Below are 22,215 nucleotides of genomic sequence, written 5' to 3' on the forward strand. Positions count from 1 at the left end.
AGGGTTTTCCCGGCTTAACTTGTGACAAGAGTCTTTTAGAAGGATTAGCCTTTTGCAAGGGATTGCGACTCGTGACAAAACAGCAACTAAACTTAGCGAGGGGGTTGACTTATTTTTTTGTGTACATTAAATCGTAGTATTCTTTTAACATTCTATTTGCTGAAAAAGCATCATAAGTTGTTCTTATGCTTTCTCTCATCATGTTTTCCCATTTCGCTTTATCGTTGTAGTAGGTTGGAACTACTTTATTTAAAAGGACGTCATAGAGTGCTTCAAGGTCGTGTTTGTCTAATTCTTCTATGTTGTCAGACTCAAAACCATCTCCAAATTGCCAGCCATTTACTCCGTCTATACAAGCTTCTGGCCACCATCCATCTAAAATACTTAAATTTAGCACTCCGTTCATGGCGGCTTTCATGCCGGAGGTACCACTGGCCTCTAATGGTCTTCTTGGATTGTTTAACCACACATCAGCGCCTCGAGTAAGCATTTTTCCTATTGTCATGTCGTAATCTTCTAGGAATACTACGCTTTCAGGATATTTCTTTGTCATCTCTATTAATTTTGCGACAATTTTTTTACCCACGTCATCTAATGGATGACCTTTTCCTGAAAACACCATTTGAATTTTTTTAGACCTTAAATAATCACCTATAACTTCGTCATTGGTAAATATAAGGTCGCTTCTTTTGTAAGGAGCAGCTCTCCTTGAAAAACCTATCAAAAGCTTGTCAACGTCTAATTTAACTCCTGTCCTTTGATATACAAAATCAATTAATTCTTGTTTTAAAATATTATGAGTTTCTAAAAGTCCTTCACCTTTGTTGTAGGCTTCTATTATCCTTTTATCTACCCAAGTGTTTCTGTCAATACCATTGGTTATGGAGATTATAGGTGCTTTGTTGTCAACATGTTGCCACATTTTGTTTGCAGTTTGCCCGTGAAGTTTTGAGACACCGTTTGCAATGCGAGAAAGTCTCAAACCTGCGACTGTCATATTAAAAGGAACACCACCGATTTGAGCCATTTGCTCAATTGAAAGACCATTGTTTGCACCCATGTACATGAGAAGTTCTAAATCGTGAGATTCGTTTCCTTCTTTAACAGGGGTATGGGTTGTAAATACTACTTCTTCTCTTGTAGCTTTCCACGCCTCTTCAAAACTCATATTTTGATTTTCCATTTTCTCTCTTATAAGCTCAATGGCTGCTAATACTGCATGCCCTTCGTTAAAATGATAAACATCAACATCAATTCCCAAAGTTCTTAAAGCTCTTACTCCACCAATGCCTAACACTATTTCTTGTGCGACTCTTTCTTCACCAAACCATCCATAAAGTTGACCTGTTATCCATCTATCTCCATTTTCTGGTATATCTGTGTCAAGCAAATACAAAGGTGCATTGTCAAAGCTGTCTACCAACCATACTTTGCAGTATACATCTTTGTTTCTTATTTTTACTTTTACCTTTACTCCTGTATCCTTTAAAAAGTCGTACTTGCGTGTGTAATTGCGATAGGCATCATAGGGATAACCATCTTCTCCAATATGTTGTTCTGTGTAGCCTTGTTTCCACAGTATACCTATTCCTACTAAAGGCATACCTAATTCTTTTGCAGCTTTTAGATGGTCTCCTGCTAAAATGCCAAGACCACCTGCGTATAGTTTGAAATCTGACTGTAAGCCGTATTCCATGCAGAAATAGGCTACTCTTGGCAATTTTTCATTACTCATATTAAACCTCCTCATTTTCCAAGTGTTAAGTATATTATAATATTAAAAAAATCATTATGCAAGTGGTTGCACAAGTATTAAAAATAAAAACAGTGTTATTGCTCAATAATTTTTATATCTATGTACGGGCCACTCAGTGAATGCTAATACTAAAAGCATTATAAAATTCACAATAGGTATAAACATCAAAAGACCATATGCTCCTCCATAACCAGTTTTATCAAAAATTTTCCACCAGATTAAACCGTAAAGTATAATTGATCCAATAGAAAGGATATCAAAAATAAGAGATGAGAATATGCAAAACATTCCTTTTTCGAAAATTTGTATTCTTTACAATTATAGTATAGCAAATAACATAAAAAATTTACAGATTTATTTTAAAAAAGTAAAAAGCCTGCAAAGTCTTTAGAAAGGGACAAAAAAATTTCTATTGACATAGGAGTTAATCCATAGTATCATATAGCTTAAATAGTTTAACAATTTAATACTTTAAAATCTCTTATCGAGAGTGGTGGAGGGACTGGCCCGATGAAACCCGGCAACCGGCATTTTATATGCGTCTTGGTGCCAATTCCAGCAGCGTTTCGCTGAAAGATGAGAGAGTTTTGGTGTCTCTTCTTTTGGCGAAGAGACTTTTTTATTTTTAAAAATGGAGGCGATGTAGATGTTGAAAAATGAAAATTTGTGTACTAAACTTAAGAAAAGGAAGTTTGTTGTGACAGCAGAAATTTCTACGCCAAAAGGGGTAGATATAACGAAAACTATTGAAGAGGCGAGAAAATTAAAAGGCATTGTAGATGCCTTAAATATAACGGATTCTCCTATGGCGAATATGCGAATGAGTCCCATAGCAGTAGCTCATCTCTTGCAAGATCATTTAAACATTGAAACTATTTTTCATTTGACCTGTAGAGACAGAAATTTAATTGGGCTTCAGTCTGAACTCCTTGGAGCTTATGCATTAGGGGTAAGAAATATATTAGCTTTGACAGGAGACGACCCCTCCCATGGTGATACTCCTCAAGCCAAGGGGGTATACGATGTAGATTCTATTGGGCTTTTAAAGATTATCAGTGCCTTTAATAGAGGTTATGATTACAATGGCAATAAATTAGATTCACCAACAGAATTTTGTGCAGGTACTACTGCAAATCCAAGTGATTTAAGAGAAGAGGCCATAGAAAAGCTTAAAGTTAAGATAGAAGCAGGGGCAGAGTTTATTCAAACACAACCAGTTTATGATGAAGATATTTTATTTAAGTTTATTGAAAAGATTAAAAATTTCAATGTAACACTTTTGGTAGGCATATTGCCTCTTAAAAGCTTTAAGATGGCAGTCAATTTAAATGAAAAAGTGCCAGGTATAGATATTCCAGAAAAAGTTTTAGAAAGGCTAAAGGATGGAGGAAGAGAAGAAGGAATAAACATAGCTGTAGAGTTTATAAAACGGATACGCAGTGAAGTTGGGGGAATTCACATTATGCCTTTAGGAAGTACAGATGCTGTGTTGGAAATAATTTCAAGAGTTGATGATTTGGTCTGTGATTTTAAAGAAAATAAAGTACAAATGAATTAAATGGAGGTAAAAAATGTTAGACATTTTTAAAGAACTTTCAAATAGAGTGATTGTTTTTGATGGAGCAATGGGAACACAACTTCAAGAGAGGGGTTTAAAAACGGGAGAGTGTCCCGAATATATGAATATAACTCATCCAGAAGTAGTATTTGATATCCACAGGTCCTATATAGAAGCAGGAGCGGATGTAATTGAAACAAATACATTTGGGGCTAATAGGATAAAATTAGCAAAATATGGACTAGAAAATGAGGTTTTCAATATTGTCACTCAAGCAGTCAAAATAGCTAAAGAAGCTGCAAAAGATAAACCCGTTGCACTTTCTATAGGACCTATTGGCGAGCTTTTGACCCCCTATGGAGACATGACTTTTGATGAGGCTTATGATGTTTTTAAAGAAGTAGTTATAGCTGCAGAAAGTGCAGGAGCAGATATTGTTTTAATTGAAACAATGTCAGATATGCTGGAGGCAAAAGCTGCCATTCTTGCTGCTAAAGAGAATTCAAACATGAAAGTTATATGTACAATGACTTTTCAAGAAGATGGAAGGACTCTCATGGGGTCAGACCCTATAACTGTAGTAGTTAGTTTACAAGGGTTAGGATTAGATGCCATTGGCGTTAACTGCTCGACAGGTCCCGATAAAATGGTAAGTGTAGTGGAAAAAATGTCTCAAGTTTCTCGCATACCTATTATTGCACAACCTAATGCAGGTATGCCTGTGATTAGAGACGGCAAAACAGTTTATGACTTAAAACCAGAAGAATTTGCTAGTTTCTTTCCTTCTCTTGTTGAAAAAGGTGCTTCTATAGTTGGGGGGTGCTGCGGTACTACTCCACAATATATAAAACTTGTTAAAGAGGCTGTAAAAGATTTAAAGCCAAAAGTCAAAGTAAACAAATTTACAGCTCTATCTTCTAATACAAAAACAGTTTTCATAGGTAACGATTATCCTTTAAGGGTTATAGGGGAGCGTATAAATCCGACTGGGAAGAAGAGGTTGAGTGAAGCTTTTTTGGCCGGGGATGTAGGTTTAGCAATAGAAGAAGGTATAAAACAGCAAAAATGTGGAGCAGAAATATTAGATGTAAATGTAGGGGTACCAGGAATAGATGAGGAGCAATTACTTCCCAAGGTAGTTTCTGAAATACAAAATGTGGTAGACCTTCCTCTTCAAATAGATAGCACTAATATTAAAGCTGTAGAAAAAGCTATAAGAATTTTAAGAGGTAGACCCATAATCAACTCCGTAAGTGCAAAAGAGGAAAGTTTAAAAGAAGTGCTTCCTATTGTCAAAAAATACGGAGCTTGTGTTGTAGGACTTACTGTAGGAGATAAAGGGCTTCCCAAAGATAGGCATGAAAGAATTGAAAATGCGAAAAAAATTATAAGAAAAGCGGAAGAGTATGGCATACCCAAAGAGGACATATTGATAGATTGTATTGTGCTGACGGTTTCTTCTGAGCAGGAGGCTGCAATTGAGACTTTAGAAGCGATAAAACTGGCTAAAGAAGAGTTAGGAGTAAATACTGTTGTCGGACTTAGTAATGTTTCCTTTGGTTTGCCTGAAAGAAGGCTGATAAACTCTACTTTTTTGGCAATGGCAGCCTCTTATGGGCTTACTACTGCTATTATAAATCCCTGCGATGAAGCCATGATGGACACTTTGAGGGCTTCAATGGTTTTACTAAATAAAGATAAAGGCAGTGTGAATTATCTGAATATATATGGGAAAAAGCAAAAAGAGGAGGTCAAAGAAAAAGAACAGCCAAAAATTCAGGAAGAAGATTTAAAGTCAAAGTTCTATATACAAATTTTAGAAGGTAAAAAATCAGGAGTAGAAGATATAGTAAAAAACATTTTAGAGGAAGAAGTTCAACCTCTTTCTATAGTTGATAACATAATAATTCCTGCCTTAAAAGAAGTGGGAGATAGATATGAAAAAGGCATATATTTTTTGCCACAACTTTTAAGCTCTGCAGAAGTGGTGCAAAATGCTTTTAGGATAATAAAGGAAAAACTTCCAAAAGGTTCAGTATCTAAAGGCAAAATAATACTTGCAACTGTTGAAGGTGATGTCCACGACATAGGAAAAAATATAGTAAAAGTTTTGCTTGAAAACTATGGATATGATGTAATTGACTTAGGAAAGGATGTCAAAGGAGAAGTGATATTAGAAGAAATAAGACGGAGTGGGGCACCATTAGTAGGTTTAAGTGCTTTAATGACAACTACTTTATTTAACATGGAAAAAATTATCAAACTGCTTAAAGCAAATACTGATGTAAAAATAATGGTCGGTGGTGCTGTTTTGACTGAGGAATATGCCTATAAGATTGGCGCAGATTATTACGGGAAAACAGCTCAGGATGCAGTTAAAATTGCTGATAAATTTTTCTTAAAAAATGCTCTTTTATGTAAAACTTGTGGTATTTAAAGGTGGTGTTGAAGTGTCAGTAGAAGCGGTGAAAGAGTTTTTTAAAGAGAAGGGATATGATATTAAAATAAAAATTTTTGAAGATACAAGCACTGTGGAAAAAGCAGCAGAGTCTATAGGTGTAACTCCTGGAGAAATAGCAAAGTCTATGCTTTTTAGATTAAAGGATGAATATATTATGGTTATAACAGCAGGAGATAAAAAAATAGACAATAGAAAATTTAAAGAGACTTTTAAGACAAAAGCAAAAATGGCATCTCCAGAAGAAGTGTTAGAAGTTACAGGGCATCCTGTTGGGGGTGTTTGTCCTTATGGGTTGAAAAATCCGGTTAAAGTATATTATGATGTGTCTTTAAAAAATTATGAGGTAGTATATCCTGCTGCTGGCGACGTAAACGCTGCTGTTACCATAAAAGTTAAGGACCTTGATAAAATAGTAGAAGGAAAATGGGTAGATGTATGCCAATAGACATACATCTACTTTTTTAAAAGAATTTTTTACTTTCCATATATTCTCTTACCTGAACTAAAGTCTCTCCAAATCTTTGAAAGTGTACAATCTCTCTCTCTCTCAAAAACCTTAGAGTATCTTTTACACAAGGGTCATCTGTGAGATTTATTAAATGTTCATAAGTTGTTCTTGCTTTTTCTTCGGCTGCCATATCTTCGTGTAAATCAGCGATTGCATCTCCTTTTGCCTGGATATAGGCGGCGGTCCACAGCATTCCAGTTGTATCTGCGTAGAACAAGCCTCTGTCGTGCTCCGTGTAATATTCTCCCAATCCTTCTCTCTTTAATATTTCTACGGGTACTCCTTTTAAAAGTTTGAAAACAAGAGTTGCTATTATTTCAAGGTGTGCTAATTCTTCTGTAGCAATGTCTGTCAAAACTGCTTTTGCTTTTCCCGTAGGCATAACGAATCGCTGGGTTTGATATCTTAAGGCGGCTGCCAATTCTCCATCAGGGCCTCCATATTGGGCAATGAGGTATTTTGCCATTTTTACATCTGGTTTGCAGACTTTAGCAGGATATTGTAGTTTCTTTTCATAAACCCACATATCAAAGTCCTCCTCAATATTCTATTTCCCAAGGCCAAGGGTCGTCTACCCATTTCCAAGGATATTGACTTTGTGAATGACCAAAAACTATCAAGGGTCCGTAAAATTGTTCATATTGCTGTTTTAGTATAGACAATTGATTAGAATAATAGTTGTAGTCTTGAAGAGCTTTTTGGTCCTCGGGATGAGTGTCTAAATATAGATTCAAATCTATGCAGGTAAACTCTATTTCCATGATTTTCTTAAGCATAGATATTTGATTGCTATCCATTTTATCACCTCATTTTTTCGCCTACATAAGGCATATCAAGTTCAGGAAAGACAGTGCCTTTTTTAATGGCTTCTTCCGGAGGATAAAGAGATACATACTTCTGTAAAGGCACATAAGCCTGTGCAAGCTTTAGAGAAGGAAAAGCATAATCTTGTACATAAGGATTATAGTCGTACATTTTTTAAACCTCCAAATCTGTAGTTTTACTAATATAATATTCTTGTATATATGTTTGTGATACAGTAAAAAAAGCAGCCATTTTGGCTGCTTTAATGAACTCCTAATAGTACAAGCATTATTCCACCTGCTATTGCCGTTCCAAAAACTCCTGCGAGATTCGGTCCCATCGCGTGCATTATTAAAAAGTTGTAAGGATTTTCTTTTATGGCTACGGAGTGGGATACTCTCGCAGCTATTGGAACAGAAGCTATACCTGCAGAGCCAACAAGTGGATTTATTTTTCCACCGGAAAGTTTATTTAAAAATTTTGCTCCCAGTACACCTCCAGCTGTTCCTGTCATAAAAGCGATAAGTCCTAAGGTGACTATCTCTAATGTCTTAATGGTCAAAAAAGTGTCTGCTTTCATGGTGGAGCCTATAGAGACTCCTAATAATATCGTAATTACATTCATAAATTCTCCACTGGCTGTTTTTGCAAGCCTATCTACAACTCCCGATTCTTTTAGAAGATTTCCTAACATTAACATTGTTATAAGAGGAGCAATTGGAGGAAGTAGTAAATCTATTAAAATAGTTATTACAATAGGAAAAGCGATTTTTTCTGTTTTTGAAACGGGTCTCATCTGTTTCATCATTATTTGCCTTTCCTGTTTTGTAGTAAGTAATCTCATGATAGGAGGTTGTATTAAAGGCATTAACGCCATATAAGAATACGCAGCGACAGAAATTTGAGCCATAAGGTTGGGAGCTAATTTTTGAGTTACATAAATTGCCATTGGACCGTCTGCCCCGCCAATTATTCCTATTGCCCCTGCTTCAAATATACTAAAACCTAAAAGCTTAGCTCCTATTAACGCTATAAATATTCCTATATGGGCAAAAGCACCTAAAATCATTAAACTAGGATTCGCAATCATAGGCCCAAAGTCCGTCATGGCACCTACGCCGAGAAAGATAAGGGGAGGATAGATAACATTTTCAACACCTAAGTAAAAAAAGTGTATGAGACCTTCAGGTTGTAATAAATCAGTAGCTGGTATGTTTACTACAATACTGCCAAAACCTATTGGGAGAAGTAAAAATGGCTCATATTTTTTTACAATAGCTAAATATATGAGAAATATTCCCACAAAGATTAAAAAGATATTGCCCAAAGTTAAATGAACAAGCCCAGTAGTTTGTATCATATCCTTAAAAAGCTTTAAGAGAATATCCATTTGTGTCACTCCTTATTTTTTGTTAATAAATTTTTCGATTTTACTGAATAACGGGAATATCTTTGATAATATAGCACCAATTAATAACAGAAGCATTGACAACAAAACCATGTCTATGATTGACAAATAAATAGCTCCTAAAACTGTATCTGGTACCATTATTTCACCTCCTGAAAAAATAAAAGAGCCATATATTCTTATGACTCTTTCCCTCTATCACAAATGTACATTTTTATAAGTGCATTATTCCAAAACCCAACCTTTCATGATTTGTGAGAGGATGTAGGGCTGATTTTCCAAACATTGAAACTGCAATCCATGTGTTATCTACTACAACTGCAATTTTCATCATAAGGCTTACATCTAAGGGCAAAGTCAAGGATAAGGATTTTACAGCTTCAATTGTAGCATGTAAGAGGGCGTGCATAGAAGTTGGATTTTTTTCAATTACATTATTGTTTAAAGCTGCTCCTACCACTGCAGAGACTATTTTTTCATTGAATTCGCTGCTTTTACCTCCCAGCTCTGTTACGGCGCATTTGTAACCTTTTTCTATGAGAAGTTTTTTGATTTCTTCTTCTTCCTCTCTATTTGAGGAAAGAGACAATACTATGGCTCCTTTTGCAACTGTTAAGTTGTTTATAAACACTTTAATTCTTCATCCTTTCTCACTCTTTCACTCTCTCACCCAGTATTAGTATACAACGTTATTAAAATTATGTAAAGGTTATTTTATTTTTTGATGAAAACATTTTAATAAGTAATATTAGAATTATTAAGCAAAATAAGGTATAATCTAAATAGCAAAGGAGGAATGACAGTGAGAAGAAATGATGTTATAACAGTTGAGATAAAAGACATGGAATTTGGTGGATTTGGGATAGGCTATTTTGAGGGGAAAAAAGTAAAAATAAAAGGAGCACTTTTGGGGCAAAAAATAAAGGCAAAAGTTAAAAAAGTAAAAAAGGATATGGTAGAAGGCGAAATAGTGGAAGTAATAGAGAATTCTCCTTTGGAAAAGCAAAGCCATTGCCCTCACTTTGGGGACTGTGGCGGCTGTACTTATCAAAATGTTAGCTATCAAGATCAACTTAAGATAAAAGAAGATATTGTGAAAAAGCTTTTTGAAAAAGAAGGAATAAGAGATTATGAATTTTTAAGTATTGTGAAAAGTCCTAAAGAGCATGGTTATAGGAATAAAATGGAATACACTTTTGGAAAAGATAAAGAAGGCAATGGGGTGTTAGGACTTCATAGGAAAGGTCGATTTTATGAGGTAATCATGACGGATAAATGTAATATTGTTGATGATGACTTTATTAAAGCTTTAACTCTCACTTTTGATTATGCGATAAATAAGAGATTGCCTTTTTATGACAAAAAGAATCATGAAGGTTTTTTGAGACATTTGGTGGTTCGGAAAGCTTCAAAATCAAGGGAAATTTTGTTGAATATTGTGACAACAACACAGTTGAAACATGACTTTACAGAGCTTATCGAGATATATAAAAATGCGAATTTTGGAAGTCGTCTTGTGGGTGTACTACATACTCAAAACGATTCCTGGTCAGATGCTGTAGTATGCGAAAGATTGGAAGTGCTATATGGAAGAGATTATCTAATAGAAGAGATTTTGGATTTAAAATTTAAAATAAGTGCATTTTCTTTTTTTCAGACCAATTCATACGGGGCAGAAAAACTTTATGAGACGGTGAGGGAATTTGCAGGAGATGTATCTGACAAAATAGTTTTTGATTTGTACTCCGGTACAGGGACCATAGGTATAATTATGGCTCCAATGGCTAAAAAGGTGATTGGGATAGAACTTGTGGAAGAAGCAGTTATGTCGGCGAGGGAAAACGCAGAACTCAATGGACTTAAAAATTGCACTTTCATTGCCGGTGATGTCTCAAAGAAACTCAAAGAAATTAAAGAAATGCCTGATGTGGTGATTGTGGACCCTCCAAGGTCTGGAATCAATCCAAAAGCTCTTGAAGATATTATAAAATTCAACCCTCAAAAAGTAGTTTATGTTTCTTGTAATCCTGAATCTCTTGCAAGAGATTTAAGAATTTTTAGTGAAGGAGGATATAAAGTAGATAAAGTAAAATGTGTAGACATGTTTCCTTATACGTATCATGTTGAGACGGCAGTGTTAATGGAGAGAAAGTAAGAATGAGGGGGTGACAGTTAAATTTTATGGCTAATGCAATTTTTATAAAAAAATTAAAACCATACTCCAAGTTAAGCGATATTATTGAAAAGTTGATCAAAAAAGATTAAAAAAAGCATGGAAGTTCCAAATAACGGTGTATAATTATATGGTAATTATTTCAAAGGTGTGGTATACTAAATATTAGAAAATAAAGAGGGGTGAAATTATGCAAAAACATGTTGAATTTACTTATAACGGAAAAACATTAAGAGGTATGATGCACCTACCTCACGGTATTCACGGAAAAGTCCCTATGGTGGCTATTTTCCACGGTTTTACTGGCAATAAAATGGAGCCTCACTTTATTTTTGTAAAGCTTTCACGTCAGTTGGAAAAAGTAGGTATAGCCAGTGTGAGATTTGATTTTTACGGATCTGGAGAAAGCGATGGAGATTTTAGCGAAATGACTTTTAGCGGAGAGCTAGAAGATGCAAGGCAAATAATAAAATTTATAAAAAATGAACCTGTGACGGATGTAGAGAATATAGGTATTTTAGGGCTTAGTATGGGAGGAGCAGTGGCCGGAGTCATCGCAAGTGAGTTAAAGGAGGAAATAAAGGCTTTGGCTCTTTGGGCACCTGCTTTTAACATGCCGGAATTGATTTTGGAGCAAAGTAAAAGTGCTGACGAAAAAATGCTAGGAATGCTTGAAAGAGAGGGGATAATTGACATCGGCGGCTTAGCTTTGAGTAAAGAATTTATAGACGACTTGATAAAACTAAATATATTTGAATTTTCCAAAGGGTATGATAAACCGGTTTTGATAGTTCATGGCACAGAAGATGCAGCGGTAAAATATGAGGTATCAGATAAAATACTTGAAGAAGTGTATAGAGGCAATGCAAAGCGAATTACCATTGAAGGTGCAGATCACACTTTCAATAAGTTAGAATGGGAGAAAAAGGCTATAGAAGAGTCTATTAATTTCTTTAAAGAAAATTTAAAGGGATAGCAAGTGCTATCCTTTAAGTTTTTATATATTTTTTAAAGATGTGATATAATTAAAACATACTAAAATAGTAGGTATTAAATTGGAGGTTAAATAGCTATGGAAAAAGAAAACAGATTTTATGATACGAAAACTTTTTATAGATTTGTTGAGGATTTTTTAATAAACAAGGGACAGTCTAAACCTAAAAAAAGAGTGAAATTGAGTAAAGACTTTGTGGAAAGAATTATGCTGGCAGTAACACAAGTAAATGGATGTCCTTACTGTAGTTACTTTCATGCTAAAGAGGCTTTAAGAGCTGGTATGTCTAATGAGGAAGTAAAAAAATTATTAAGTGGCGAGTTTGGTGATGTGCCTGATGATCAATTAGCTGCTTTACTCTTTGCTGAACACTATGCAGAGACAGCAGGAAATTTTGATGAAGAGGCATATAAAAAGCTTGTAGAGACTTATGGGGAAGATTACACATATAGTATTATGAGAGCCATAAGAGCAATAATGGTAGGGAATACCCATGGAAATGCCTTTAGCGCTTTGGTAAACAGGCTAAAAGGAAAACCTTATAAAAACAGTAATTTAAAGGATGAATTAGGTATAATTTTTGGAATCTTTGTATTTGTACCTGCTGCATTGATTAATCAACTTTTTAATAGGAAAGTAAATCATGCCGCTAATGCTAAAAATTGAGTTGTAAAATAGGGGTGGGAAAGATGTATGGAATTGTTTTAGAGGGTGGAGGTGCAAGGGGTGCATATCAGATAGGAGCTTACAAAGCTTTGGCTGAAGAAGGTATAGAGGTAAGAGGGGTAGCAGGGACTTCTGTTGGAGCTTTGAATGGTGCTATTATTGCACAAGGTAATTTTGAAAAAGCTTATGAACTGTGGCATGATATTTCTTATTCTAAAGTTATCAAGGCTAATGATGATGAAATTGAGAGGCTTAAAAAAGGAAGATGGAGAAGAGAGGATATTTTTTTAGTTACGCAGTTGCTAAAGGGAATTATTGAGGAGGGTGGACTGGATATAACTCCTCTTAAGAATTTGCTAAAAGAGGTTATAGACGAAAATAAGATAAGAAATTCAGGAAAAGACTTTGCGATTGTTACTGTTTCTTTAAGTGATTTTAAGCCTATGGAACTATATATTGAAGACATACCTTATGGGAAACTTGTGGATTATTTGATGGCAAGTGCTTATTTACCTGTCTTTAAAAGAGAGAAAATTGATGGAAAAAGTTATCTGGATGGAGGAGTATACAACAATCTTCCGGCTGATTTACTCATAAAAAAAGGCTATAAAGATTTGATAATCATAAGGACTGGCAGTTTTGGCATAGTCAAAAAAATTGATTTTAAAGGTTTAAATACATTAGTTATTTCTCCAAAGGAAGATTTAGGAGGGATTTTGGATTTTGATAAAAACGTTGTAAGGTATAACCTTAAATTAGGATACTTTGATGGTTTAAAGGCTTTAAAAGGACTAAAGGGAGATAAGTATTATATCGAGCCGAAAGGGGAAAAGGAATATTTTATCCGTTACCTTATGAATTTAGAAGAAAGAAGAATTGAGAATTTAAAGGATATCTTTAGAGTAAATAAAGAAATTCCAGCAAAGAGAGCTTTGTTTGAAGTTATTATTCCTAAATTGTGCTCCTTATTGGATTTGAAAGTTGATGCCGATTACGATGAAATATTTTTAACTCTTTTAGAAAATCTGGCGGAGATTTATGAAATAGAGAGATTTAGGGTTTATACCTACGAAAAGCTAATTAGCGCTGTAAGGGAGAAAATTAATTGTGACAAAGAAGCTGTTGAGGAAGATAAAGAAGAAATAGAAGAAATAATAGAAAGTGTAATTAAAAAGATAGATGTGCTTTCTATATTTACTAAAAACGAAGTTATAAAGGAAGTCGGGAAAGTTATTTTTAGCTAACTTACTGTAAGACTGCTTAATTAGAGGACGGATAAAATGGAGATAGAGAGGTTGATAATCATTTTCTTGTGTGATATTATGAAACCAAAGAAATATGACCTTGTCTCTTTTAGGATGTATCCTTATGGAATTATAAGTGAAATACATGGATTTAGCAAAGGAGCAATTTTGAGTGCAAATACTTTAAGTTTTGGAACGATTTTCTTGATAGTTTTATGGCTTTTAGGACTTGTATTAGTGGGATTTATAACTCCTTTTTTGGTTTTTTCTCATTCGCCTATTGCTATTTTTTACGAAATTGGCTATCTTTTTTATACTCTGCAAATACTATATTTTACAAAGTATACAGGAAGATTTGGTATATTTATTCCTATTTTTCATTTTATTTCGACAGCCTTTTTTATACTAGTAACTTTACATTCCTTTTATCAGGTGGCATTTAAGAAAAAAGTTTTATGGAAGGGTAGGGAAATAAGTGTAGAAAGAAGGAATAATGTATGATTATTCTGCTCAGCATATTGGAGTTTGGCTGTGGTTCATTGATGTTTTCATATTGGATGGGGCTTATGCTGGGAAAAAGATTAGAAGAAGTGAGGGATGGAAATCCCGGAGCTTTCAATTTAGGTCATGCAGCAGGCTTTAAAATGGGAGTCGTTGGCGCTACTTTTGATTTTATGAAGGGCTATTTTCCGCTGGTGTATTTTCTTGAAAAAGGGTATGTTACAGGAAATGCTATTGCAATTGTGGCAATAGCTCCTATTTTAGGCCACGCTTTTTCACCCTTTTTAAAATTTAAAGGGGGCAAAGCATTAGCCACTACTTTTGGAGTGTGGAGTGCCATTACTCGTTTTAAAGCTTCTTTGACCTATGCTGTTATTTTAGGTATTTTAAAATTAGGTGAGAGGCGGTATAATAGAGGAAAGCCTTCTATACCTGAAATAGATGCTGTATTAGACCTTGTAGGTTTTGGTATTCTAGGTGGGCTGTTGTTTTTGAGTAGTGTTGAAAGTTATTTACTTTTACTGTGGATGCTCAATTTTGCTGTGCTTTTATATAAAAGAAAGAATGATATGAATATTGTTTTAAAGGCCAAAATGGTAAAATAAAATATAATTTTAATTAAAATCAAGTTGGGAGTGTATGAGGTGGAATCTATTTATATTGCAATAACTGGATGTCAATATTATTACGGCACAAAAGTTTTGAAACCAGGCACGATTGTAAGATTAGAAAAGGATTTGTACAATGACTATGATGATGAAGCAATATCTGTTACCCTTGCCCCATTAGGACAAGTAGGATATGTAGCTAATAGTGTTGGAACTGTTCCAAGAGGTTGTTATAGTGCAGGGCGAATTTACGATAGATTTGGGAGTCATGCCTTTGCTGTGGTAAAATTTGTGACAAAGGACCTTGCTATTGCAGAATTTTTAGAAGAGGACTTTGTAAAAGTTACTATAAAGTTCCGACTAAAAGAAAAAAGAAAGAAAAAGTACAAAAATAAAACTTAGATGGTGAGAAAATATGGAATACAAACAAGCATCTATATTTGATAATGAAGTGAAAAAAAATAAACCTTTGGCCGACAGGATGAGACCCAAAACTTTGGATGAGTTTGTAGGTCAAGAACATCTTTTAGGTAAAGGGAAATTACTTAGGGAATTGATTGAAAAGGACAATATTGCTTCAATGATTTTGTGGGGGCCGCCAGGGGTAGGTAAAACTACCCTTGCTATGATTATAGCCAATATGACAAATTCTAAATTTATCACCTTTAGTGCTGTTTTATCAGGAATCAAAGAGATAAAGGAGATAATGGCAAAAGCTGAATTGGATGCTATGTATGGAACTAGAACTGTTGTATTTATTGATGAAATTCATCGCTTTAATAAAGCTCAGCAGGATGCTTTTTTGCCTCATGTGGAAAAAGGAAACATAATATTAATTGGTGCAACTACAGAAAATCCTTCTTTTGAGGTAAATTCAGCGCTTTTGTCTCGTTCTAAAGTTTTTGTCATGAAGCCTCTTACAGAAGAAGATTTACTTGTACTGCTTAAAAGAGCGTTAAAAGATGAACAAAATGGATTTGGCATGTACAAAATTGGTATAACAGATGAACAGCTCAAAAAAATTGCACTTTTTGCAAATGGTGATGCAAGGGTTGCTTTAAACACATTAGAAATTGCGGTTATGGGGGCTAAAGTAATTGAAGGGGAAAGAATTGTCACAGATGATATATTAGCTGATGCAATGCAGAAAAAGACTCTGCTTTACGACAAACAAGGAGAAGAACACTATAATTTAATATCTGCTTTTCATAAATCTTTAAGAAATAGCGATTGGGATGCGGCAGTGTATTGGCTTGCAAGGATGTTAGAAGCTGGAGAAGACCCTCTTTATATTGCGAGAAGAATGATACGATTTGCTTCTGAAGATATTGGGCTTGCAGACCCTCAAGCTCTTGAAATGGCTGTTGCAGCTTATAATGCTTGCCATTACATTGGAATTCCTGAGTGTAGTGTAAATCTCGCTCAAGTGGCAATATATTTAGCGTTAGCTCCTAAATCTAATGCGGTATACATGGCATATAATAAAGCGAAAAAAGATGCAGAAGAGACAATTGCTGAAAGTGTGCCTATACACTTAAGAAATGCTCCTACAAAGCTTATGAAAGAATTAGGATATGGCAAAGGGTATAAGTATGCTCACGATTTTGAAGAGAAAGTCACTGATATGCAATGCCTACCGGATAATCTTAAAGACAGGAAATACTATGTACCGACGGATTCTGGTTTTGAGAAGGACATACAAAAGCGATTAGAGCAAATTAGCAACTTAAAAAAGAAAGGAAAATAATTTTGAGTTATTTAATATAAAAAGGGGCAGATGCCCCTTTTTATTAAATAGTATTTTTAGGCTCTTCACATATAATGATGCCAGGTACAAATAACAAAATTATCAAAATGATGATTATGATCCAAATCCATTGATTTTCATGATGTTTGTGTTTGTCAGACATAAACTTACCTCCTTTTTTAGGTTGACTTCTACTTTATAATATGAAAGATATATTATAATGGCTACAAATTATAAAAGTCTCCTAGCAGTACGCACTGCAAGGAGACTTTATGTTTTTAAACATTTGGGCCTGATTTTTTGATATCATCAGTTACACCTTTGTATTTTTCCGAAAAAGAGAGTGGTATCTCCATCTTTGCCCATATTTGCAGAACAGTGCATAGATAAAACTCCGCGCTTTGGCATCAGATAGTTCATGAGGGTAAAGATTGACTTTTTGATTTCCCCTCCATACTGAGAGCCACCGATTATAATTAGTTTTTTAGTGAAACTTAATATAATAAAAGCTTCAGAATTTACACCGTCTAATTCAGGTATAGAGTTGAACTTTGGTGCAGCAATTAGCGTGTATTCGGGGATGTGATTTCTAAGTTCTTCTTCATTAGGGCGAATGAATAGTTGGAGTGCCAGTAAACTCTGATACGCATATTCTGTTATAACTCTTATAGGAATTCTATATTGAAGGTCAGCACCTACAAAACCGTCAAATATAAAAATGTCTCGATTTTGTAAATAAGCAGTTAAGCGGTTGTACAACCTTTCAAATTTATCCATAGAAATAGCTTTATTATTTTCCCACCATATATCTTCATGAACTTCTGGTTCATCCACAATAAATTTATCATTTGGAGAACGACCTGTGTATTTACCGGTATAAACATTAAAAGCACCATTATTTGCAAGTACTCCTTCTCCTCTTTTTATAGCTTCTTCAACTAATTTAGGGACGGGAAGATTACGGTAAACGTTTTTAACATTGATTATATTTAATTTTTCAAGACCGTACATTTAATATGCCTCCTTTTAATTTTATAAAAGCTAATTTGCATTTTAATGTGTTTAAAATTGCAAAAATATCTTATAAAGTTTAAAATTAACATTTACAATAAAATTCTAACATTATTCAAATATTTTTTCAAGTGGTACAAAATTTTTGGCTAAAATTTAAGGGATTTATGTCGAAATTTATGATATAATAGAAAAAAGTCCTTATCAACTTGAAATCGACGTGACAAGGAGTGAAACTAATGGAAAAGTGCTTTTGTGGTGGCAAAATAGAGATACAAAATGTAGAATATAAGTTGGTAAGGGGGAAAAGGACTATAATAATTAAAGATGTGCCGGCATATGTTTGTCAAAAATGTGGTGCAGTCTATTATGATACAGAAGTGCTTGTGAGGCTTTTAAAAATAAAGATAAGTACGAATATATTTCAACAAAATAGCTTATAATTAAAATTGCCAAAAGGATAAAAGAGGTCAGGGGACAATTTATTATAAGTGTGTGTCAATACCTTTTTAATTAAATAGCGAGAAAGATAGACTACATTTTCATCATTTATGACTTTATCTATGTCAAAAAAAGCTGCGGCGTCATTTTCTATTCCGTCAGAAGTAGGAGTTCCTGAAACATAATCTAACAAAAAAACAATGTATATTTCCGAATTGCCATCGGGAAGTATTATACTTCTTATAGAAATGATATTTTTTACACGGGTTTCTATTGAAGTTTCTTCTTTTATTTCTCTTAAAACTGCATCGTCTATGTTTTCACCGGCTTCCACATGACCGCCGGGTATTATCCATTTGCCTTTAAATTGACCATAAGTATGCCTTACCAATAAAACTTTGCCATCTTTTATAACTATGCCCCCTACTCCTACAATTATTTGTTTCATAAAGTCACCAACCACCTTATTTTATTTATAAATTGATTATACCACATAAATTTCTCACATTATAAATTAGAGAATGGTGATAATAAGATGAGATTAGTTGTTGGAGAAAATGAAAAAGGCGTTATATTAGAAAACTTTTTGAGGAACAGAGGTTTTTCTAAAAGACTTATTAGAATTTATAAGTGGCAAGGAGAAATATTAGTAAATGGCGTAAAAGAAAATGTACAAAGAATTTTACAACCAGGGGATGTGATTGATTTAATCCTTCCCGAGGTAGATTCTGATATTGCCCCGGAAAAAATGGGTTTGGATATATATTATGAGGACGAGGATGTTTTAATAGTTGATAAACCAGCTGGAGTAGTTGTGCATCCAACAAAAAGATATCAAAGTGGTACTCTTGCAAATGGGGTAGCGTGGTATTTTAAAGATAAAGGAATAAAGGCTTTGATTCGACCTGTTAATCGCTTAGATAAGGGTACGTCGGGTCTGGTTGTATTTGCCAAACGTCCTTTTATGCAGTATTATCTTCAAATTGTAAAGCCTATGAGTAAACTTTATTTTGCAGTAGTAGAAGGAAAAATGGAAGGGGAAGGTCGAATTGACCTTCCTATATCGAGAAAACCACAAAGTGGCATTGAAAGAATGGTATCCGAGGAAGGAGATAGAGCTATAACCAATTACAAAGTGATAAAAAGCAGTGAAAGGTTTTCTTTTTTAAAGGTAAAAATTGAAACAGGAAGAACTCATCAAATAAGAGTACATTTGAGCCATATTGGACATCCTATTGTAGGAGATACATTGTACGGCTCTTCTGATGATTATATTAAAAGGCAAGCATTGCATGCTTACAGGCTTACTTTTGTACACCCTTTAGAAGAAAGAAGCATTTCTGTTTATTCGCCTTTGCCACAAGATATACAACATTTACTAAAATTATTCTAATCCTTCTAAATCAAAATCAGGGATGAAATCTTCACTGGCGCTTTCTATTTCTTGAATTAAGCCATTTTCAAGGCCTATCTCAAAGAAAAAATCTATAGCTTCATCATATTCTTGAGGAGTGATTTTTCTATTTATTTCTGGATACTTTTGAGCTTGATAATAAGGGGTATATTGACTCATTAAGCTTACATATATTTCTTTTGGGAGGTTTTCTTTAATCCACAAAAGAATTTTTTTAGTGTCCTCTACAAATCCCGGCATTATGAGATGTCTTATCACTAAACCTCTTTTTAATATTCCTTCTTCATCAAATTGAGGTATTCCTACCTGTCTGTACATTTCTAATATTGCTTTTGTTGCATGCTCAAAATAATTAGGGGCTTTAGAATATTTTTTTGCAAGAGTGTCATCGGAATACTTAAGGTCAGGAAGATATATGTCAATTAGTCCTTCCAACATTTTTAAAGTTTCTACATTTTCATAGGCGTTTGTATTATATACTATAGGTATATGAAGCCCTTGCCTTTTTGCTAATAAAATCGCCTCTTTTATTGAGAAGACATGGATTGTAGGAGTAACAAGGTTTATGTTATGGGCACCTTGCTTTTGTAAATTTAAAAATACTTGTGCTAATTCTTCTACTGTTAGAAATTTACCAAATTGGTATTGACTTATTTCGTAATTTTGACAAAAGACACACTTTAGGTTACAACCACTGAAAAAAACTGTTCCAGAGCCTCTCGTACCACTTATAAAAGGCTCTTCCCAATGATGTAGATATGCTTTTGCTACTTTTACCTGCCAAGGAATGTTACAAAGTCCTTTTGACTTTGACCTGTCTACATTGCAGTTTCTTGGACATATATTGCATTTTATTGCTGGTTCCATAGAAATTCCCTCCACTCAATATTATATCATTCTTTATTTTTTTGTATAAAGCTTGTATTTTCTATATTTTACACTTGCAATTTAGTAAGATTTGTCGTAAACTATAATTGTAAACGAAAAACCAAATGAATCCTGTGAAGTTTGTATTAGGCTAATTTGTTTTCAACCAACGCACCTTTTTCGGGAATCCGGGTTCATCAGTGGAAGAAATGCCTGCTAAGACAGGACTTCAGAAGCTGATGACAGGGTACCCACCTGCGAGAGCGGGTATGAAAACATAGCCTTACGGCTTCGTGGGACAAAAATTAAAAGTCCTTCTGGAAGGAAGGGCTTTTAATTTTTTGCTACGATAGTGTATAATCGTGTTGAGGTGATTTTTATGAAAATTGCCATTGAAGGTAATATCTATGAATACCCAGAAGGGACAAAATTAGAGGATATTGCCAAAGATTTTGAGCATGTTTACAATGGGATAATAGTAGCTGCAAAAGTGGATAATGAGCTAAAAGATTTAAACTGCACAGTTTCAAAGGATAGCACAGTGGAATTTGTAGATACAACGATTGAGGAAGGTACGAGGATTTACAGAAGGAGTTTAACTTTTGTTTTTATTAAAGCTGTAAAAGAGCTACTTCCCGGTGCTACTGTAACTATAGAACACTCACTAGGTAAGGGTTTATACTGCGAAATACATGGTTACTCTTTAAACAATAAAATTGTCTCTATGATTAAAAAGCGGATGGAAGAAATAATAAAAAAAGACTTCAAAATAGAAAGAAAAATGTTACCTAAAGAAGAGGCAATAAAGCTATTTGAAAAAGAAGGATTGACTGAGAAAGTAAAATTGTTTAAAGATACTGACAAAGAGAAGGTTCCTGTTTATTATTGTGATGGTACAGTAGATTTTTTCTACAGCCCTTGTGTACCTTCTACAGGCTATCTAAAAGTATTTGATATACGATTTTATTTCCCGGGTGTTATTTTAATTGCTCCAGATGTATATAATCCCCGTTCATTGCCTGTATTTGTCGATGTTCCTAAACTTGCTTCAATTTTTAAAGAGGCAGAGGACTGGGCAAGCATTTTAAACATAAGTTATGTTTCTTCTTTGAACGACATGATAAAGCTGGGAAAAGGTAGAGATTTAATATTGGTTTCAGAAGCATTTCATGAGAAGAAAATATCCAAAATTGCAGATTATATAGCTTCAAACAAAATGATAAAAGTAGTTTTAATTGCAGGTCCTTCTTCTTCTTCAGGTAAAACTTCTTTTATTCATAGACTTAGTGTGCAGTTGAGAGTAAATGGACTAAGGCCTTTTCCGATATCATTAGACAATTATTTTGTGCCGCGAGAACTTACTCCCAAAGATGAATTTGGAAATTACGACTTTGAATCAATTGATGCCTTAGATTTGCCACTTTTCAATGAGCATTTAATAAAACTTATACAAGGTGAAGAAGTAGAAATTCCTATTTTTAACTTTAAAACAGGGGAAAGAGAGCCAGAAGGAAAAAAAGTAAAACTTGATAAAAACCAAATTATTTTGATGGAAGGCATACATGGATTAAACGAAAAATTGACGTTACAAATACCTAAAGATAATAAATACAAAATATATGTAAGTGCTATTACTCAGTTAAATCTTGATGAACACAATAGAATACCTACCACTCAAACGAGGTTGATACGACGTATAGTGAGAGATAGCCAATTCCGTTCTAGCGATGCGGCAGAGACTATAAACATGTGGCCTATGGTCAGAAGAGGAGAAGAAAAATGGATTTTCCCTTATCAAGAACAGGCGGATGTCATGTTTAATTCTTTTTTACCTTATGAGTTACCTGTATTAAAAAAATACGCAGAGCCGTTACTTAAGAAAGTTTCCCAAGACAATCCTGCTTATTCTATCGCTAAAGAAATATTAGAGTTTTTGAGTTATTTCCTTCCATTAGAAGATGAATTAGCAATACCTCCCAATTCTATCATAAGAGAATTTATAGGCGGCAGTTGCCTTGATGTTTAAGTTTAGGAATCCTCAATGGATTCCTACT

At 34.3% G+C, this 22,215-nt stretch carries 24 protein-coding genes, 1 other RNA gene and 1 riboswitch; of the genes, 15 read left to right on the forward strand and 10 right to left on the reverse strand.

Going from position 1 to position 22,215, the window contains the following annotated elements; translation table 11 throughout:
* Window positions 1–109: 109 nt before the first annotated feature.
* Complete coding sequence (gene glgP / locus M663_RS0108430) at window positions 110–1,735, reverse strand: alpha-glucan family phosphorylase (protein ID WP_029688607.1); 1,626 nt, start codon at window positions 1,733–1,735, stop codon at window positions 110–112.
* A 499-nt stretch (window positions 1,736–2,234) separates the two neighbouring features.
* Window positions 2,235–2,339, forward strand: a riboswitch (SAM riboswitch).
* Window positions 2,340–2,402: 63 nt separating this feature from the next.
* On the opposite strand from glgP, the gene M663_RS0108435 reads away from it, so the two are divergent.
* The 3 genes from M663_RS0108435 to M663_RS0108445 are packed head-to-tail and all read left to right on the forward strand — an operon-like array spanning window position 2,403 to window position 6,220.
* Window positions 2,403–3,314, forward strand: a complete 912-nt coding sequence (locus M663_RS0108435) for a methylenetetrahydrofolate reductase (RefSeq protein WP_029688608.1) — start codon at window positions 2,403–2,405, stop codon at window positions 3,312–3,314.
* A gap of 13 nt (window positions 3,315–3,327) precedes the next feature.
* Entirely contained in the window at window positions 3,328–5,751 is a 2,424-nt protein-coding gene (locus M663_RS0108440) for a homocysteine S-methyltransferase family protein (protein ID WP_029688609.1), read from the forward strand.
* Window positions 5,720–6,220 (forward strand): YbaK/EbsC family protein, encoded by a 501-nt coding sequence (locus M663_RS0108445; protein ID WP_029688610.1) that lies wholly within the window; start codon window positions 5,720–5,722, stop codon window positions 6,218–6,220. Before M663_RS0108440 ends, M663_RS0108445 begins: the two co-directional genes overlap by 32 nt.
* 16 nt (window positions 6,221–6,236) lie before the next feature.
* Here M663_RS0108445 and M663_RS0108450 read toward each other — a convergent pair whose 3' ends face one another.
* The 6 genes from M663_RS0108450 to M663_RS0108475 form a co-directional block, all read right to left on the reverse strand.
* Entirely contained in the window at window positions 6,237–6,809 is a 573-nt protein-coding gene (locus M663_RS0108450) for a manganese catalase family protein (RefSeq protein WP_029688611.1), read from the reverse strand.
* A 13-nt stretch (window positions 6,810–6,822) separates the two neighbouring features.
* Entirely contained in the window at window positions 6,823–7,080 is a 258-nt protein-coding gene (locus M663_RS0108455) for a spore coat protein CotJB (protein ID WP_029688612.1), read from the reverse strand.
* 4 nt (window positions 7,081–7,084) lie between these two features.
* A complete protein-coding gene (locus M663_RS15425) occupies window positions 7,085–7,258 on the reverse strand; it encodes a spore coat associated protein CotJA (RefSeq protein ID WP_006569952.1) in 174 nt (57 codons plus the stop codon).
* Between the two features lie 91 nt (window positions 7,259–7,349).
* Entirely contained in the window at window positions 7,350–8,477 is a 1,128-nt protein-coding gene (locus tag M663_RS0108465; RefSeq protein WP_029688613.1) for a sodium ion-translocating decarboxylase subunit beta, read from the reverse strand.
* 12 nt (window positions 8,478–8,489) lie between these two features.
* Complete coding sequence (locus M663_RS15430; protein WP_200773858.1) at window positions 8,490–8,636, reverse strand: hypothetical protein; 147 nt, start codon at window positions 8,634–8,636, stop codon at window positions 8,490–8,492.
* Between the two features lie 73 nt (window positions 8,637–8,709).
* Window positions 8,710–9,126: a HutP family protein gene (locus M663_RS0108475; RefSeq protein ID WP_029688614.1), complete on the reverse strand. Its 417-nt coding sequence runs from the start codon at window positions 9,124–9,126 to the stop codon at window positions 8,710–8,712.
* A gap of 171 nt (window positions 9,127–9,297) precedes the next feature.
* Between M663_RS0108475 and rlmD the strand changes: the two genes are divergently transcribed.
* The 8 genes from rlmD to M663_RS0108520 all read left to right on the forward strand — a co-directional run bounded on the left by rlmD (window position 9,298) and on the right by M663_RS0108520 (window position 16,428).
* Entirely contained in the window at window positions 9,298–10,650 is a 1,353-nt protein-coding gene (rlmD, locus tag M663_RS0108480) for a 23S rRNA (uracil(1939)-C(5))-methyltransferase RlmD (protein WP_029688615.1), read from the forward strand.
* A gap of 208 nt (window positions 10,651–10,858) precedes the next feature.
* Window positions 10,859–11,644 carry an alpha/beta hydrolase gene (locus tag M663_RS0108490; protein WP_029688616.1) on the forward strand — a complete coding sequence of 262 codons (786 nt, stop codon included), beginning with the start codon at window positions 10,859–10,861 and terminating at the stop codon, window positions 11,642–11,644.
* 96 nt (window positions 11,645–11,740) lie between these two features.
* Window positions 11,741–12,328 carry a carboxymuconolactone decarboxylase family protein gene (locus tag M663_RS0108495; RefSeq protein ID WP_009052867.1) on the forward strand — a complete coding sequence of 196 codons (588 nt, stop codon included), beginning with the start codon at window positions 11,741–11,743 and terminating at the stop codon, window positions 12,326–12,328.
* 23 nt (window positions 12,329–12,351) lie between these two features.
* Complete coding sequence (locus tag M663_RS0108500) at window positions 12,352–13,572, forward strand: patatin-like phospholipase family protein (RefSeq protein ID WP_009052866.1); 1,221 nt, start codon at window positions 12,352–12,354, stop codon at window positions 13,570–13,572.
* 36 nt (window positions 13,573–13,608) lie between these two features.
* A complete protein-coding gene (locus M663_RS14685) occupies window positions 13,609–14,073 on the forward strand; it encodes a hypothetical protein (protein ID WP_273702672.1) in 465 nt (154 codons plus the stop codon).
* On the forward strand, window positions 14,070–14,678 hold the full coding sequence (locus M663_RS0108510; RefSeq protein ID WP_003868555.1) for a glycerol-3-phosphate acyltransferase: 609 nt from the start codon (window positions 14,070–14,072) through the stop codon (window positions 14,676–14,678). The genes M663_RS14685 and M663_RS0108510 overlap by 4 nt, the downstream gene beginning before the upstream one ends.
* Window positions 14,679–14,717: 39 nt before the next feature.
* Window positions 14,718–15,083 (forward strand): HIRAN domain-containing protein, encoded by a 366-nt coding sequence (locus tag M663_RS0108515; protein ID WP_003870945.1) that lies wholly within the window; start codon window positions 14,718–14,720, stop codon window positions 15,081–15,083.
* A gap of 13 nt (window positions 15,084–15,096) precedes the next feature.
* On the forward strand, window positions 15,097–16,428 hold the full coding sequence (locus M663_RS0108520) for a replication-associated recombination protein A (protein WP_029688618.1): 1,332 nt from the start codon (window positions 15,097–15,099) through the stop codon (window positions 16,426–16,428).
* 309 nt (window positions 16,429–16,737) lie between these two features.
* On the opposite strand, the gene M663_RS0108530 is transcribed toward M663_RS0108520, so the two are convergent.
* Window positions 16,738–17,439, reverse strand: coding sequence for a phosphoenolpyruvate carboxykinase (ATP) (locus tag M663_RS0108530; protein WP_273702673.1), 702 nt, complete (start codon window positions 17,437–17,439; stop codon window positions 16,738–16,740).
* Between the two features lie 239 nt (window positions 17,440–17,678).
* Between M663_RS0108530 and M663_RS0108535 the strand changes: the two genes are divergently transcribed.
* A complete protein-coding gene (locus M663_RS0108535; RefSeq protein ID WP_029688620.1) occupies window positions 17,679–17,882 on the forward strand; it encodes a YgiT-type zinc finger protein in 204 nt (67 codons plus the stop codon).
* On the opposite strand, the gene M663_RS0108540 is transcribed toward M663_RS0108535, so the two are convergent.
* Complete coding sequence (locus tag M663_RS0108540) at window positions 17,864–18,328, reverse strand: NUDIX hydrolase (RefSeq protein WP_029688621.1); 465 nt, start codon at window positions 18,326–18,328, stop codon at window positions 17,864–17,866. The two genes, M663_RS0108535 and M663_RS0108540, sit on opposite strands and share 19 nt — an antisense overlap.
* Before the next feature lie 87 nt (window positions 18,329–18,415).
* Between M663_RS0108540 and M663_RS0108545 the strand changes: the two genes are divergently transcribed.
* On the forward strand, window positions 18,416–19,273 hold the full coding sequence (locus M663_RS0108545) for an RluA family pseudouridine synthase (protein ID WP_029688622.1): 858 nt from the start codon (window positions 18,416–18,418) through the stop codon (window positions 19,271–19,273).
* On the opposite strand, the gene M663_RS0108550 is transcribed toward M663_RS0108545, so the two are convergent.
* Complete coding sequence (locus M663_RS0108550; RefSeq protein ID WP_029688623.1) at window positions 19,265–20,161, reverse strand: radical SAM protein; 897 nt, start codon at window positions 20,159–20,161, stop codon at window positions 19,265–19,267. The two genes, M663_RS0108545 and M663_RS0108550, sit on opposite strands and share 9 nt — an antisense overlap.
* 126 nt (window positions 20,162–20,287) lie before the next feature.
* On the opposite strand from M663_RS0108550, the gene ssrS reads away from it, so the two are divergent.
* Both ssrS and M663_RS0108555 read left to right on the forward strand, forming a co-directional pair.
* A non-coding RNA gene (gene ssrS, locus M663_RS15435) (6S RNA) lies at window positions 20,288–20,465 on the forward strand.
* A 75-nt stretch (window positions 20,466–20,540) separates the two neighbouring features.
* Window positions 20,541–22,187 (forward strand): nucleoside kinase, encoded by a 1,647-nt coding sequence (locus tag M663_RS0108555; RefSeq protein ID WP_029688624.1) that lies wholly within the window; start codon window positions 20,541–20,543, stop codon window positions 22,185–22,187.
* Window positions 22,188–22,215: the final 28 nt, after the last annotated feature.

Source organism: Thermoanaerobacter sp. A7A (genome assembly GCF_000445185.1).
Classification (GTDB): domain Bacteria; phylum Bacillota; class Thermoanaerobacteria; order Thermoanaerobacterales; family Thermoanaerobacteraceae; genus Thermoanaerobacter.